This window comes from Microlunatus sp. GCM10028923 (assembly GCF_042666975.1).
Classification (GTDB): Bacteria; Actinomycetota; Actinomycetes; order Propionibacteriales; family Propionibacteriaceae; genus Microlunatus.
The window spans coordinates 87,931-102,638 of record NZ_JBHTFF010000023.1 but is presented as its reverse complement, the minus strand read 5'-3'; the positions used below and the strand labels follow the sequence as shown (position 1 = coordinate 102,638).

Annotated in this window: 12 protein-coding genes; 5 read left to right on the top strand and 7 right to left on the bottom strand. The window is 71.0% G+C overall.

All coding sequences use genetic code 11. From position 1 onward, the window contains the following. Window positions 1-372: 372 nt before the first annotated feature. Window positions 373-1,302 carry a co-chaperone YbbN gene (locus ACFQU4_RS36255; protein ID WP_377501735.1) on the bottom strand — a complete coding sequence of 310 codons (930 nt, stop codon included), beginning with the start codon at window positions 1,300-1,302 and terminating at the stop codon, window positions 373-375. Window positions 1,303-1,383: 81 nt separating this feature from the next. Between ACFQU4_RS36255 and pgm the strand changes: the two genes are divergently transcribed. Next, window positions 1,384-3,012, top strand: a complete 1,629-nt coding sequence (gene pgm, locus ACFQU4_RS36250; RefSeq protein WP_377501733.1) for a phosphoglucomutase (alpha-D-glucose-1,6-bisphosphate-dependent) — start codon at window positions 1,384-1,386, stop codon at window positions 3,010-3,012. A gap of 12 nt (window positions 3,013-3,024) precedes the next feature. On the opposite strand, the gene ACFQU4_RS36245 is transcribed toward pgm, so the two are convergent. Further along, window positions 3,025-3,888 (bottom strand): phosphotransferase, encoded by an 864-nt coding sequence (locus ACFQU4_RS36245; protein WP_377501731.1) that lies wholly within the window; start codon window positions 3,886-3,888, stop codon window positions 3,025-3,027. 88 nt (window positions 3,889-3,976) lie between these two features. Between ACFQU4_RS36245 and ACFQU4_RS36240 the strand changes: the two genes are divergently transcribed. The 3 genes from ACFQU4_RS36240 to ACFQU4_RS36230 all read left to right on the top strand — a co-directional run bounded on the left by ACFQU4_RS36240 (window position 3,977) and on the right by ACFQU4_RS36230 (window position 7,697). After that, window positions 3,977-5,287 carry a hypothetical protein gene (locus ACFQU4_RS36240; RefSeq protein ID WP_377501729.1) on the top strand — a complete coding sequence of 437 codons (1,311 nt, stop codon included), beginning with the start codon at window positions 3,977-3,979 and terminating at the stop codon, window positions 5,285-5,287. An 83-nt stretch (window positions 5,288-5,370) separates the two neighbouring features. After that, on the top strand, window positions 5,371-6,831 hold the full coding sequence (locus ACFQU4_RS36235) for an anion permease (protein ID WP_377501727.1): 1,461 nt from the start codon (window positions 5,371-5,373) through the stop codon (window positions 6,829-6,831). Next, window positions 6,831-7,697 carry a P1 family peptidase gene (locus ACFQU4_RS36230; RefSeq protein WP_377501725.1) on the top strand — a complete coding sequence of 289 codons (867 nt, stop codon included), beginning with the start codon at window positions 6,831-6,833 and terminating at the stop codon, window positions 7,695-7,697. The genes ACFQU4_RS36235 and ACFQU4_RS36230 overlap by 1 nt, the downstream gene beginning before the upstream one ends. Window positions 7,698-7,708: 11 nt before the next feature. On the opposite strand, the gene ACFQU4_RS36225 is transcribed toward ACFQU4_RS36230, so the two are convergent. The 5 genes from ACFQU4_RS36225 to ACFQU4_RS36205 form a co-directional block, all read right to left on the bottom strand. Then, the gene (locus ACFQU4_RS36225; protein ID WP_377501723.1) at window positions 7,709-9,376 is read right to left on the bottom strand and encodes an NAD-binding protein; all 1,668 of its coding nucleotides are present in this window, start codon (window positions 9,374-9,376) and stop codon (window positions 7,709-7,711) included. Further along, window positions 9,360-10,295 (bottom strand): hypothetical protein, encoded by a 936-nt coding sequence (locus ACFQU4_RS36220; RefSeq protein WP_377501721.1) that lies wholly within the window; start codon window positions 10,293-10,295, stop codon window positions 9,360-9,362. Before ACFQU4_RS36220 ends, ACFQU4_RS36225 begins: the two co-directional genes overlap by 17 nt. Window positions 10,296-10,364: 69 nt before the next feature. Next, window positions 10,365-11,333, bottom strand: coding sequence for a hydroxymethylglutaryl-CoA lyase (locus ACFQU4_RS36215; protein WP_377501719.1), 969 nt, complete (start codon window positions 11,331-11,333; stop codon window positions 10,365-10,367). Window positions 11,334-11,379: 46 nt separating this feature from the next. Continuing rightward, on the bottom strand, window positions 11,380-12,321 hold the full coding sequence (locus ACFQU4_RS36210; protein ID WP_377501717.1) for an AEC family transporter: 942 nt from the start codon (window positions 12,319-12,321) through the stop codon (window positions 11,380-11,382). 43 nt (window positions 12,322-12,364) lie between these two features. After that, the gene (locus tag ACFQU4_RS36205; protein WP_377501715.1) at window positions 12,365-13,636 is read right to left on the bottom strand and encodes a nucleoside permease; all 1,272 of its coding nucleotides are present in this window, start codon (window positions 13,634-13,636) and stop codon (window positions 12,365-12,367) included. Window positions 13,637-14,123: 487 nt separating this feature from the next. On the opposite strand from ACFQU4_RS36205, the gene ACFQU4_RS36200 reads away from it, so the two are divergent. After that, window positions 14,124-14,696 (top strand): hypothetical protein, encoded by a 573-nt coding sequence (locus tag ACFQU4_RS36200; RefSeq protein WP_377501713.1) that lies wholly within the window; start codon window positions 14,124-14,126, stop codon window positions 14,694-14,696. Window positions 14,697-14,708: the final 12 nt, after the last annotated feature.

Here is a 14,708-nt window from a genome sequence, read left to right as displayed (position 1 = left end):
ACCGACCACCAAGTCCTCGAAGCCGAACGACTCCTCAACACCCGACCCCGCAAGATCTTGGACTTCGCCACCCCAGCTGAGAAGCTTGATCAACTACTCACCGTTGCGACGAACACTTGAAACCGCCCCCGAATCCGCCGTTTCCACCCCGGAGCGAGGGACATTCGCGACAGTCACAGATCGGACGCAACCGATGACCTGGGCCGGAAGGCCCACCGAGCAGCCGGTTGCGTCCGATCTGGGCAGATGCCCGGGCAGAAGGCGTGCTGCGCCTCCCCACCCGCCCACCGAATCGACCGGGCACCTCCGCAGCGACACGCCGCAGAAACGCCTGCTTTTGTGCCGGGTCGGCGGATCTTTTGGGGGGGCGGGTTAGAAGAGGGCGGCCATGAGGTTGCGGCGGGCCTTCTGGACTCTCGGGTCGGCGTTGCCGAGGGTCTCGAAGAGTTCCAGGAGGCGGAGGCGGGCCTGGTCGCGTTCGTCGCCGGCGCGGCGCTTGACCTGGTCGATCAGGCGGGCGAAGGCCTCGTCGACCTGGCCGCTGACGACCTCGAGGTCGGCGGCGTCCAGGTGCACCTGGAGGGTGGCGTCGGGGGACGCGGCGGCGGCCAGGACGACCTCGGCCGACGTGTTCGCGGTCCGGGCCAGCAGACCGGCCTGGGCCTTGCCGGCCTTGGCCTCGGCGTCGGCCGGGTTGGCGGCGAGCAGCTTGTCGAACTCCTCGACGGCCGCCGCGAAGTCGCCGCGTTCCAGGGCCGCGTCGGCGCCGGCGAACCGGGGATCCGGCTCGTCCTCGGCGTCCTCCTCGACCGGTCCGCCGACGGGCTCGGCCCGGCCGACGATGCCGTTCGCGACGGCGGCCTTGACCAGCTGGTCCAGTGCTGCCTGGACCTGATCGGCCGGGATGACGCCCTGGAACAGCGGCACCAGCTGACCGCCGACGACGCCGACGACGGTCGGTACGGCCTGCAGGCCGAGCTGACCGGCGAGCTGCGGCGCGGCGTCGACGTTGAGCCGGGCGATCAGGTACTTGCCGCCCGCCTCGCTGGCGGCGGCGGCGAGCGCGTCGGACAGCTGCTGGCCACTGGAGACCCGCGGCGAGTAGAACTCGACGACGACCGGGTGCTGCAGCGAGGGCCGGATCACGTCCGACTCGAAGGTCTGCTCGGAGACTTCGACGACGTAGCTGCCGCCCGCCTTCGCGCCGGATCCGCCCGGCCCGCTCGCGGCCCGTTGCTTGGCCTGCTCGGCCAGCTGGGACAGGTCGACCGCACCCCTGGGGTTGAAGCTCGACGAACTCATGGGCCCATCCTGTCAAAGTCGGCGCCGAACAGTGGAACGGGTCCGGCAGCCGATCAGCGGGATCTGGACCAGAATGGCGCCATGGCGCACCCACGAGCCGGCCAGCCGGCACTTCCCGAAGACCTGATCGACGTCGACGCCGTGATCGCCGCCTATTACGACCGCCGGCCCGACCCGGACGATCCCGCCCAGCAGGTCGTCTTCGGCACCTCGGGTCACCGCGGGGCCAGCCTCGACACGGCGTTCAACGAGGCGCACATCGCGGCGACGACGCAGGCGATCGTCGAGTACCGGGCGGCGCAGGGCGTGACCGGCCCGCTCTATCTGGGCAAGGACACCCACGCGTTGTCGCTGCCGGCCTGGCAGACCGCGATCGAGGTGCTGGTCGCGGCCGGCGTTCCGGTCCGCTGCGAGGGTACGGACGAGTACACGCCGACCCCGGCCGTGTCCCGGGCGATCGTCGTCCACAACCGGACGGCGGACGGGGCCGAGGCGGACGGCATCGTCGTGACGCCGTCGCACAACCCGCCCCGGGATGGCGGCTTCAAGTACAACCCGCCGCACGGAGGTCCCGCCGACACCGACGCGACCAAGGCGATCGCGGCCCGTGCCAACGAGCTGCTCCGCGATCCCGGGTCGATCCGCCGGATCCCCTTCGCGAGCGCGTACGCGCAGGTGGAGCGGTTCGACTACGTCGGCCGCTACTGCGACGACCTGGCCAACGCGCTGAATCTGCCGGCGGTCCGGGAGGCCGGGCTGCGGCTCGGCGCGGACCCGCTGGGCGGCGCCAGCGTCGGCTACTGGGGCTACATCGCGGAACGGCTGGACCTCGACCTGACGGTGATCAATCCGGCGGTCGACCCGCGCTGGGCCTTCATGACCCTGGACACCGACGGCAAGATCAGGATGGACTGCTCGTCGCCGGACGCGATGGCGTCCTTGATCAAGAACCGGGATGCGTACGCGATCTCGACCGGCAACGACGCCGACGCCGACCGGCACGGCATCGTCACCCCGGACGTCGGCCTGATGAACCCGAACGCCTACCTGGCCGTGGCGATCTCGTACCTCTACCAGAACCGGCCGGGCTGGAACCCGGACGCCGGGATCGGCAAGACCCTGGTGTCGTCGTCCATGATCAACAAGGTGGCCGAGTCGCTGGGCCGGCGGTTGGTCGAGGTGCCGGTCGGGTTCAAGTGGTTCGTCGACGGCCTGCGCTCCGGCGGGCTCGGGTTCGGCGGCGAGGAGTCGGCCGGGGCCTCGTTCCTGGCGCTGGACGGCAGCACCTGGACCACCGACAAGGACGGCATCCTGCTCGCTCTGCTGGCCGGCGAGATCACCGCGGTGACCGGCCGCTCCCCCAGTCAGCTGTACGGCGAGCTGACGGCGGAACACGGAGCTCCGGCGTACGCCCGGATCGACGCACCGGCCGACCGGGAGCAGAAGGCGAAGCTGGCCAAGCTGGACGCGTCGGCCGTCTCGGCGACCGAGTTGGCCGGCGAGAAGATCACCGCGACCCTCACCTCGGCGCCCGGCAACGACGAGCCGATCGGCGGCCTCAAGGTGATCACCGAGTCGGCCTGGTTCGCCGCCCGGCCGTCCGGGACCGAGGACGTCTACAAGATCTACGCGGAGTCGTTCCGCGGCCAAGATCATCTGGCCGAGGTGCAGCAGGCCGCGAAGGACGTCGTGTCGGCCGCGCTCGGCTGACCGAGGTCGTCGTCAGAGCTGCGACAGCGCCGACCGGAGCACTGGCCCGATCGGGCGCTGCTCGGTGAGGGCGTCGGTCAGCTCCTCGAGGTCGCCGGCCAGGCGGGCGCGGAGGACGTCCAGCTCCCGGCCGGTCACCTCGGCGTAGCACCGGGCGATCAGGTCGCCGAGGTCGGCGGGGTCGCGGAGCAGGTACCGGAGATCGAGCGACGGGTTGCCGGCCGCGACGCAGGAGAAGTCCCAGACGCCGGTGACGACGCCGGTCGGCTGATCAAGGACCAGATTGCCGAAGTGGAAGTCGCCGTGCAGGGTGACCGGATCCGGCTCGGGACGCGCGAGTCCGGTCTCCCGGAAGGCGTCCAGCACGGTCCGGAGGCCGGCCCGGGCCGCGGCCGGAAGGGACGGCAGCGCCTCCTCGAGCTCCGCCGCCATGGCCCGCGGGTCGAACCGGTCGATCCCGAGCTCGGTCCGTTCCGCAGGCTCGAAGCGAGAGTGCATCGCGGCCAGGAACGCCGCCAGTGACTGCGCCGTCCGCAGCCGCACCTCCTCCGGCGCCGTCCGCAGTGACTCGGCATCGGCGGTGGCGCCGACGATCGTCCGGTACGCCGCGAACTCGGCCCTGCGCCCGGTCCACGCGATCTCCGGCGTCCGGACCGGCAAGGTTCCGGCCAGCCGGTCCAAGATCACCAGCTCCCGCCGGTACGACTCCGGACCCAGCCGCGGGAACCGGTAGATCCAGCCGTCGGCCGTCCTGATCACCGCGTTCTCCCAGCCGACCAAGAGCTCGGCGCCGGTCAGGTCCACGTCGCGCCCCTCGGCCAGGACCAGCTCGACGAGTTCGGGCAGGGTACGGGTCTCGGTCAGCGGCGACGGCATGCTCGGGACCGTAATCGGCCGGATCGCGGGGCGACACCGGTTTTCCGATCGGCTGCGGATCCCGTGCGCCTATGCCAAAGTCGCGTTCATGAGCGACCCGGACCTGGACCGGCTCGCCGAGCTCTCCGCCTGCCTGGCCGGCGACTCGGCGGTCGAAGTCCTGGCCCGGGTGCTGCCGAGGCCGGCCGGTGAGGAGCTGCCGGAGACCCGGGATCGCCTGGTCCGCGCCGCCCTCGACCTGCCGCGCACCCCGGTGATCGTGCCCGCCGACCACGAGCAGGTGTCGATCACCGAGTGGCTGCGCCGGCTCCCGGTGGCCGACCGGGCCCTGATCACACTTCGGTACGGCGAGCGGCTGGCGCCCGCCGAGCTGGCCCGGAGCCTCGGCCAGCCGGTCACCCGGATCGAGAGACGGTTGGCCGCCCTGGCGGCGGAGGTGCCGCAGCCGGCCGAGGCGTACCTGAGCTACGGGCTGGACCGGCTCGCCGAGCAGGCTCCGGGTCCGGGACTGGTCGGCCAAGCAGTCCGAGCCCGACTTCAGGCGCGGACCCAGCGTCATCGCCGGTTGGCCGCACTGATCGCCGTCGTGGTCCTGCTGATGATCATGATCCCGAACGGTGCCGGGCTGCTGCGGTGGTACACCTTCGAGGCCGCCGCGGTGGTCGACGGGGTGCAGCTGCGGCATCGGGTCGATCCGCCGGACGGCTGGCGGATCCTCGCAGTCGGCCTGTCCCGGACCTTGGAGTCGACGACGCTCTTCGGCGAGGCGAACCTGTGCCACGTCCTGATCGGGGAGGTCGCGGTCCGCGGGCGGAACCTGCGGGAGGTCACCGTCCGTGGCGAACGAGGCATGCTGACCGACTCCGACCTGGGCTGGTTCTCCCAGGCCGGATCGGTCGTGGTCCGCTGCGGTCGCCCGACACCGCGGGACACGTTGATCGGCCTCGCCAACGCGGTGCGGTTCCAGGTGGGCGAGTTCCGTACCCCGATTGGTTTGTCGAGGCTGCCGGCGGGTTTCAACGCGGCCGCGCTGGACCGGGCTGAGAACGGGTCGACCCACCACCAGCTCACCGTTGACCGATACGAGTTCCGGGTCGGGCTGTCCGTGCCGCCGGACTCCCGGAACGTGCGGACCTGCGGGTCGCTGAGCCCGCCCCCGCGGCTCGACCCCAACGAATCCGAGGAGCGGCGGGTGACCCGTACCGAGACCCAGTTCCTGCGCACTCCGGACGGCATCGTCTGTGCCACCCTGCACTGGCACCTTGCGGACCCTGATCGGGGCGACCGGGACCGAGCGCAACAGCTGCTGGCCAGGCTTGCCCGCCAGGTCACGCTCGCGCCTGACCCCGCTGATCCGGCCACCTGGCTGGACGCGGAAACGGCGCTCCCGAGCCCGTAGCCAAAGTGAACTATCGGTGAACGATTGGGCGCTTTCACAAGTCTGGTTCGACAAATTGAGGTGACAACCAGCACGATGATCTCGTGCCCGTTGAGGTTTGGTTCATCCTGGCGGTCGTCATCGTTACGGCCTTGGCTTTCGACTTCACCAACGGGTTCCACGACACCGGCAATGCGATGGCGACGACGATCGCCACCGGCGCGCTCCGGCCGAAGGTGGCCGTCGCCGTCTCCGCAGTGCTGAACCTGGTCGGCGCGTTCCTCTCGATCGAGGTCGCCCTGACGGTCAGCAACAAGGTGGTCAACATCCAGGGCAGTGACGGCAGTCCGGTGGCCGGTTTGATGGGCACACCGATCCTCACCCTGGTGCTGGCCGGCCTGGTCGGGGGCATTCTGTGGAACCTGGCAACCTGGCTGTTCGGCCTTCCGTCCTCGTCCTCGCACGCGCTCTTCGGCGGCCTGATCGGCGCGGCGATCGCCGCCCTCGGCCCCGCTGGCGTCAAGTGGAACGGCGTCCTGGTCTCGGTGATCATTCCGGCCGTCGCCGCTCCGCTGGTGGCCGGGTTGGTCGCCGCGATCGGGACCAGGGTGATCTTCCGGATCGTGGCCAGCCTGCCCGAGCGACAACGCGACGCCGGCTTCCGCTGGGGCCAGGTCGGCTCGGCCGGGCTGGTGTCGCTCGCGCACGGCACCAACGACGCGCAGAAGACGATGGGCGTGATCACCCTGGCGCTGATCGCCGCGGGGACCTGGACCGACCTGCATGCGATCCCGGTCTGGGTCAAGGTCGCCTGTGCGCTGGCGATCGCGGCCGGCACCTACGTCGGCGGGTGGCGGGTGATCCGTACCCTCGGCAAGGGGCTGGTCGAGATCGTGCCGCCGCAGGGCATGGCCGCCCAGTCCGCGGCCGCCGCGATCATCCTGTCCTCCAGCCACCTCGGCATGGCGCTGTCCACCACCCACGTCGCGACCGGGTCGATCCTCGGCAGCGGGGTCGGCCGGCGCGGCGCGACGGTCCGTTGGCGGGTGGCCGGCCGGATGGCGATCGCCTGGTTGATCACGTTGCCGGCCGCCGCGGTGATCGGCGCCCTGTGCTGGTTCCTGGCGCATGCGATCGGCGGTGTCGCGGGGGTCTCGGTGGTCTTCGCGGTCCTGGTCGTCGCGTCGCTGCTGATGTACCTCCGGTCCCGCCGGCAGCGGGTCCACCACGACAACGTCAACGACGTCTGGGTCGACGGGGTGCCGCCCGCGGACCACGACGACGTCTCCTCGAAGTTGGCCCGCCTGATGGATGTCATCGTCTCCTCCGCCCAGTCCCTCTGGCAGGTCGTCGCCGTCGGGCTGGTGCTCGGCGCCGGGCTGCCGGCCCTGTTCGCCCTCGGTCTCCGGTTCTGGTACGGCGGCAGCCACAGCACCGGGCCGGACGGCGTGATCACCCGGGCGCCCGCCGCGACCGTGGCCGCGGTCGCCTGCTTCGGTGTGGTCGCCCTGGCTACGCTGTTCGGCATCGTGGTGATCATCTTCGGCAACCAGCTGTTCGGCTGATGGCGCTCGGCCTCGACGAGGTACGGGTCGGGCACTGGACCGACCCGGTCGCGCGGACCGGCTGCACCGTGCTGATCTTCCCCGAGGGCACCGTCGCCTCGGCGGAGGTCCGCGGCGGAGCACCCGCCTCCCGCGAGCTCGACCTGCTCGCCCCCGAGCGGACCGTGGCCCGGATCGACGCCGCCGTGCTGACCGGCGGCTCGGCCTTCGGGCTGGCCAGCGCGGACGGGGTGATGCGGTACTGCGCCGAGCAGGGCCGTGGGGTCCCGACCCCGGCCGGGCCGGTACCCATCGTCCCGGCGCTCGGCCTCTTCGACCTGATGGTCGGCGACGCGTCCGTACGTCCCGGGGCGGAGGCCGGCTATGCCGCGGCAGCCGCGGCCACGCCGGACGGCGAGGTCCGCGGGCTGATCGGAGCCGGCACCGGGGCCACGGTCGGCAAGATCACCGGCACACCCCAGCCCGGCGGCCTGCGCTCGGCGATACTTCGGTCGGATGACCTGGTGGTGGCCGCGCTCTGTGCCGCGAACGCGTTCGGGTCGATCGACCACGACGGCTCGGTCCTCGCGACCGATCTGGAGCAGAGCGCCGCCGCGATCCGGGTCGCCGCCAGTTTCCTGGACCAGGCCCAGAACACGGCGATCGGCGTGGTGATCACCAACGCCCGGCTGGACAAGCTCGGCTGCCTGGCCGCGGCGCAGGGCGCCCACGACGGGCTGGCCCGGGCCGTCGCTCCCCCGCACACCTCCGGCGACGGGGACGCGTTCATCGCCGCGGCCACCGGACAGGTGGACGCTCCGGTCGACCTGGTCCGGCTGCTCGCCGTCGCCGCTGTCGAGCAGGCGCTCCGGACTCCCCTGACCTGAGTCCAGGAACTTCAGCGGGACTCGGTCGGGGTCGTTGCGCCGTTCAGCTGTTTGGTGGTCAGCAGCACGCTCGCCAGGCCCGACCGGCTGGCGACGACGGCGATCCGGTCGCCGACCCGCAGCACCGGGTTGATCGGCTGCCAGGACCAGTCGGCGCCGGCGGGCGCGAAGGCCAGCACTGTGCACTCACCGTGCGCGCCCAGGGAGCGCAGCCGCTGACCCGGCGCGGCCGAGCCGGGTTGCACGGTCACCTCGGTGAAGAGCAGTACCCGCCGTCCGACCGGATAGATGATCTCCCGCCGCCGCCCCAGCGCCGCCGAGGCGAAGGCCGGCGCGGCCAGCATCGACACGCTCCGGGTCGGCTTCAGGCCGAGCCGGTGCTCGACCCGGTCGGCCAGCTCGTCGTCGTACATCCGAAGCACGACACGGACCTCGGGGTTCGTCTCCCGCGCGACCAGGCCGATCTCGAGATTCGCGGCGTCGTCGTCGGTCAGCGCCAGGACGGCCGCGGCCCGGCCGATGCCGGCCGCCGCGTGGACCGCCCGATCGGTGGCCGCGGCGATGATCACCGGCACCTTGGCCCGCCGGGCCCAGAGCACGCCCGGGGCGGAATCGTTGTGCTCGATCGCGACCACGGCCACCCCGCGATCCCGCAGTCGCGCCGCCACCGACGTCCCGATCCGGCCGAGTCCGCAGATCACCACGTGGTGCCGCGGCTTGCCCCGGATGCCGCCGGTCAGCACCGGCAGCCGGGCGCTGATCATCGCGTCGACGATCACCGCCGTCACGCCGGACGACAGCACCAGTCCGAACACCTGGATCAACACGGCGCCGAAGCGGAACCCGACCCCGAGATCGTCCACGTTGAGGCCGGTGTCGATGGTCGCGGCGAGCGCCCGGTACAGCGCGGTGAGCCAGTCCGACCCGGCGAGATGGAAATAGATCGTGGACAGCAGGATCAGCACCAGCAGACCGAGCAGAACGACCCTGACCCGGCGGTCGAAGACGTACGCCAGCGCGCCGATCATGCCCGAGCGGCGCGCCTGGATGTCCGGATCGCCGACCAGCTCGGTCCCGAGCACCAGGTCCCCCGAGGCGGGCAGCACGGCGTCCCGGCCGGACTGCGCGGTGTCGCCGAGCACCACCAGCTCGGTGCCGCCGACCCGGGACCGCGGGCCGGCGATGACCCGGCGCCCGCCGATCTCGAACGTGCTGACGGAGGTCGAGGCCAGCGCGGCCCCCACGAAGGCCGGCGCGGCCAGCTCGGCGGACGACAGCACGACGTGTTCGCCGAACAGTGGGCCGAGCCGCGAGCCGAGCTCGGGATTGGTCAGCTCGATCACCAGCCGGACCGCAGGATTGAGCTCCTCGATGGCCAACGCCACCCGGATCGCGAACACGTCGTCCTCGCCGACGATCACGGCGGCCTTGGCCCGTTCGATGCCGGCCCGGCGCAGTTCGGCCGGCCGGACCTGCAGGCTGGACAGCACCTCGGCGCCCAGCAACTCGAGGTCGGCGACGACCGCCGAGGTCGCACTGCCGTGGACGATCACGATGACGCGTTCGCCGGCGCGTTCCAGTTCCTCGGCCAGACGGATCGTCGTACTGCTGGAGCCGATGATCACCACGTGATCCTCGGCCAGTCCGGTGACCGACTCGGGATCAGGTTCGTTCGTCATGGTCGCCGAACGTGGTCCGCCCGCGCAGCCGGCTGGCCAGTTCGTCGTCGATCCCGTCCGCGACATCCGACATGATCCGTACCGCCTGCCGCAGATGCGACGGTACGAACGGGCGGGCCGGGATCGACAGGCTGACGAACACCCGGTCCCGGATCAGCTGGAACTTGACCCAGCGCGCCTCGCTGTTGAGATCGTTCAGCACCTCGGACGCACGGGACCGGCCGTCGACCTCGTGCACCACTGTGGCGAACACGATGATCTCGCGGCCGTCGCCGGCCGTGCGCAGGAACACCATCGTCGAGCCGACCCGGATCGCCACGTCGCCCTCGGCGTCGCGGATCGGCGGGTGGCCGAGCAGGTCGGTCAGCTCGGCGTCGATCAACTCGTCCAGATGCTCGCGGCTGCCGGGCAGCAGCGCGACCACCGACTCCGGCAGGTCGGCGACGTCGACCTCCGCGACCGGCCGGGAGGTGAGCACCTCGGCCAGCTGGCTCGGTGCCAGAAACACCGGATGCTGCACGCCGTACACGTCCCGCAGCGCGCCGACCGCGAGCCGGCTGATCTCCTCCGACTCGTCCTGCAGCCGGTCGGCCCAGAAGTTGCTCGAGCCGCCCGGCTCGGCCGACGGCGCGGACCAGCCCAGCTTCTCCATCGCCGCCAGCTGGTCCGGGCTCAGCTGGAACGTCTCGCCGAGACTCGCGTTGCTCGCCGCCTCGGCGCGGATCTCCCGCGGCCGGGCGGTGTCGACGGTGGAGGCGAAGCTCACGAACGGCGGCGGGCCGCCCGCGTCGGCCACCGTGCCGATGGTCAGATCCCCGGACTCGTCGATCATCGAGATCACCTCGGACAACCGGTCGGTGAACTCCGCCCAGGCCTGTGCCGTGCTCCGATCGATGTCGAAGTCCTCGTAATCCGCCACTGCTCCCCACCTCCTCAGGCGAACCTATCCAATCAACCCGCGATGATCATCGAACGGGTCCTCCCGATCTCAGCGGGAATCCGTTCCCGGGCCCGGCGCGGAGCCGGGTCCGGTCAACGCGGCGACCACCCGGGAGACCGGGGCCCGGCCCATCTTCTCCCCCAGCCAGCGGCTGACCGCGGCCAACGCGGGCAGGTCGACCCCGGTGTCGAGGCCGAGACCGTGCAGCAGCCAGACCAGGTCCTCGGTGGCCAGGTTGCCGGTGGCCGACTTCGCGAACGGGCAGCCGCCGAGCCCACCGGCCGACGCGTCGAACTCGGTGATCCCCTCGGCCAGCCCGGCGACGACGTTGGCCAGCGCCTGACCGTACGTGTCGTGGAAGTGCAGCGCAATCCGGTCCCGGCCGACCCCGGTCCGGTCCACCGCGGCCAGCACCGCGCCGACCTGGCCGGCCGTGCCGACCCCGATCGTGTCACCGAGGCTGAACCGCTGGATGCCGAGCTCGGCCAGCCGGCCCACCACGTCGGCGACCGCGGCCGGCTCGACCGCACCTTCCCAGGGGTCGCCGAAGCACATCGACACATAGCCGCGCACGCCGAGACCGTCGGCCAGGGCCCGCCGCACCACCGGCCCGGCCAGCTCGATCGCGCCATCCAGGGTGGTCCCGAGGTTCTCCGCGGCGAACCGCTCGGTGGCGCTGACGAACACCGCCACCTCCCTCGCGCCGGCCGCCAGTGCCCGGTCCAGCCCGCGCTCGTTCGGCACCAGCACCGGGTAGCGCAGGCCCGGTTTGGCCAGGTCGAGCGCCGCCAGCACCTGATCCGCGTCGGCCAGCTGCGGCACCCGCTTCGGCGACACGAAGCTGGTCGCCTCGATCGTCCGCAGACCGCAGCCGGCCAGCCGCCGGATGAACTCGATCTTGGTCGCCGGGTCCACCAGGACCGACTCCGCCTGCAGCCCGTCCCGCGGGCCCACCTCGTAGACGCTGACCCGGTCCGGCAGCCCGGCCATCGGGTACGGCGACGGAAATCCGCTCATGGCCGGACCCTACGCTCCCCGGTGCCGGCCGAAGAGGGCCGCCGGGTCAGCCGAGGACGGCGGCGAGGATCGCGATCAGCGGGATGGAGCCGAGGGTGGACAGGAAGATCGTGTCCCGGGCCAGCACGATGCCGCGGTCGAACCGGACCGCGTGGGTGAACACGTTCTGCGCCGTCGGCAGGCCGGCGATCACGGTCACCGCGAGCACGCCGAGCGGGTCCAGGCCGACCACGAACTTGGCCAGCAGGAACCCGATCAGCGGCTGCACGATCAGCTTGAGCCCGACCAGGGTGCCGATCTGGACCGGCGGCTCGCCGCGGCCGGGCAGCGGCCCGAGCCGCAGCGAGATGCCGTACGCGAGCAGCATGGCCGGCACCGCCATCCCGCCGACCAGGTGCAGCGGGTCGTTGATCACCCGGGGCAGCTGGAAGCCGGTCACGGACAGGATCAGGCCGATCAACGAGGCGATCATCAGCGGGTTCCGGAACGGCTGCCCGATCAACCGGAGCAGCCGGCGGCGCCGGGACCGGTCGGCCTCCTCGGGTCGGGTGGTCAGGTCGAGCACCGCGATCCCGATCGGCTGCAGCACCAGCAACTGGACCAGCAGCATCGGCGCGATCAGGGAGGCGTCGCCGAGCGCGTACGCGGCGATCGGCAGGCCCAGGTTGCCGGCGTTGACATACGCGGCGGAGAAGATGCCGATCACGGTTTCGGCCCCGCTCCGGCGCCAGACCACCCGGAGCAGGATCAGCGCGATCACGCCGGTGACCATCACGCTGCCGATCGACGCCATCAGGTTGGCCGAGAACAGCGTGCTCACGTCGGTGCCGCCGAGCACCGTGATCATCAGTGCCGGACTGGCGACGAAGAAGGAGATCCGGGACAGCAACACCTGCCCGGACAGCTCGACGATCTTGAAGTGGGCCAGGCCGACGCCGAGGACGATGATCACGATGATCGTGACAAAGCCCTCGAGAACTCCCAGCACTTTCGACTCCTGACCCGGTGATCTGAACCGGGTCAAGTGTCTCCTATGCCGATCCGGCGCCTTCCTTGGAGTCCCGGAACAGCAGCCAGAACCCGACCAGCACCACGGCCGCGATGGCCGCCGGGATGATCCAGATCTGGAGCCAGTTGTGCGACGCCGTGCCGGTCGCGAACGAGTCCACGATCGGTCCGGAGATCAGCGAGCCGATCAGCAGGCCGACACCGTACGTGGCGAGGGTGATCAGGCCCTGCGCCGACGCCCGCAGCCCGGGACCGGCGAACCGGTCGGTGTAGACCTGGCCGGCCACGAAGAAGAAGTCGTAGCAGACCCCGTGCAGCAGCAGCCCGACCACGATCATCCAGAACAGGGCGCCCTCATCGCCGAAACCGAACAGGACGTAGCGCAGCGCCCAGGCCGCCATACCGATCGCGAGCGTGATCTTGACGCCGAGTCGTTTCAGCAGGAACGGCATCACCAGCAGGAACGCGACCTCGCTCATCTGGCCGATCGTCTGCAACCCGGCGGCACCCTGGATCCCGATCTCGTTGAGGTACAGGTTCGTGAAGTTGTAGTAGAAGGCCAGCGGGATGCAGATCGCGATGGACGAGACGAAGAACACCGCGAAGGTCCGATTCTTCAACAGGGCCAGGGCATCCAGGCCGAGGATGTCCCGGGCCGTGCGCTTCTGGCCGCGGCCCTCCGGCGGCGTGTGCGGCAGCGTGAAGCAGTAGATGCCGAGCAGGATCGCCATGATCGACGCCATCTTGAACGTGAGGTCGAGGCTCTTGGTGGACTCCCAGGCGAGGAAGCCGATCAGCAGCCCGGCGATGATCCAGCCGATGGTGCCGAAGACCCGGATCGCCGGGAACTGCGTCTCCGGGCTGTGCAACTGCCGGAAGGCCACCGTGTTGGCCAGCGCCAGGGTCGGCATGAACAAGATCATGTAGATCAAGATCACGACGAAGAACGGGCCGAAGTCGGTGATCAAGGACGCGATCCAGAGCAGCACGCCACCGGCCAGGTGCAGCACGCCAAGGATCCGCTGGGCCGGGAAGAACTGGTCGGCGATCAGGCCGACGATGAACGGCGCCAGCACCGCGCCGAGGGACTGGGTCAGGAACGCGAGCGCGATCTCCGCGCCGGAGGCCCCCATCTGCTGGGTCAGGAACGTGCCCAGCGTGACGAACCAGGCGCCCCAGACGAAGAACTCGCCGAGCATCAGTCCGGACAGCCGAACCCGGATGCCCATCGACAACCGGGTCGGCCCGGTGCCGCCGCCGAGCTTCGGCAACTCGATCTCTTCGGAACCCGCCATGATCAAGCCCCTCTCGCAGCACTGCGATGATCTTGTGACCTGCGCCTCATCGTACGGGAAGGCGCCTGCCCGAGGCAGGCCTTCCGGCAAGTCTCCGGCGCGGTTCACGCCTCGGGTCGCCGGCCCGCCGGGGCCGCTCCTCGGACCTGGCGGCAAGACGACTGTGCCCCAGATCACGTTGCGGCCGCGTCAAAACGGTGCCGGACCAGGTGTCTAGCTCCATGAAGCAGGGCAACGGGCACTCACTCGGCCCGGGCTGCGGGGCCCTGCCTCGTCCAGACGGCACCGATCGCTGGAGGTGAACCTGGTGAGGCCCGACGACCCAGGTTCGGCCGGCGGACGATCCGGCAGGAACAGCTCACCCCGCTCACCGAGCCCACAGGCATGGCCCGGCCGAGCGGAACCCAGATAGGAAACCCGAATGTTCACCGAACCACGACGCGACAGCTGGCGCCACGAGTCGTTTCAGGCATGGATCCTGGGCCGCATGCTGACCCGGCGAACCGACGTCGAGGTGGAACTCGTCTACCGCGGGCCGGGCCAGAGCTGGCGGCATGGCTGGCATGTCCGCTGGCACAACGGCCCGACCGAGCTGAGCATGCGCAAGTTCAGCTCCGACCTGGTCGCCCGGTCCGCCACGATCGACCTCGGTACGCTGCGGCACGACCGCACCCCGAGCGGCGTGGCCGCGGCGGCGGCCTGGCTGACCTGGGTGTCCGCGCTGCCGGCGGAGGCCGACCCACAGCTCGGCCGGTTCCTGCACAGCACCGAGGATGCCTTCGACTGCACCGAATACCCGGAGTTCACCGATCCCGTCACCGCGCGCCGGGCCGAGGTCCTGGCCGCCATGCCGTCGTCGGACCTGTCCGGATTCGGGCTGCCCGAGGCGGCCGTCGCGGCGGTCCGGAACGGGGTGCCCGCGCTGCTCGCCCTCCTTGATCAGCGCAGTGATCAACAAGCCGTCGAGCGACCGGGCCTGGCACCCGCGATCGACCTCGCCACCGAACGGTCCCGGCGGCGCGCCCGTCGCTACGACCGGCCGTCCAAGGTACGGGTGTAGCTGATCACTCCA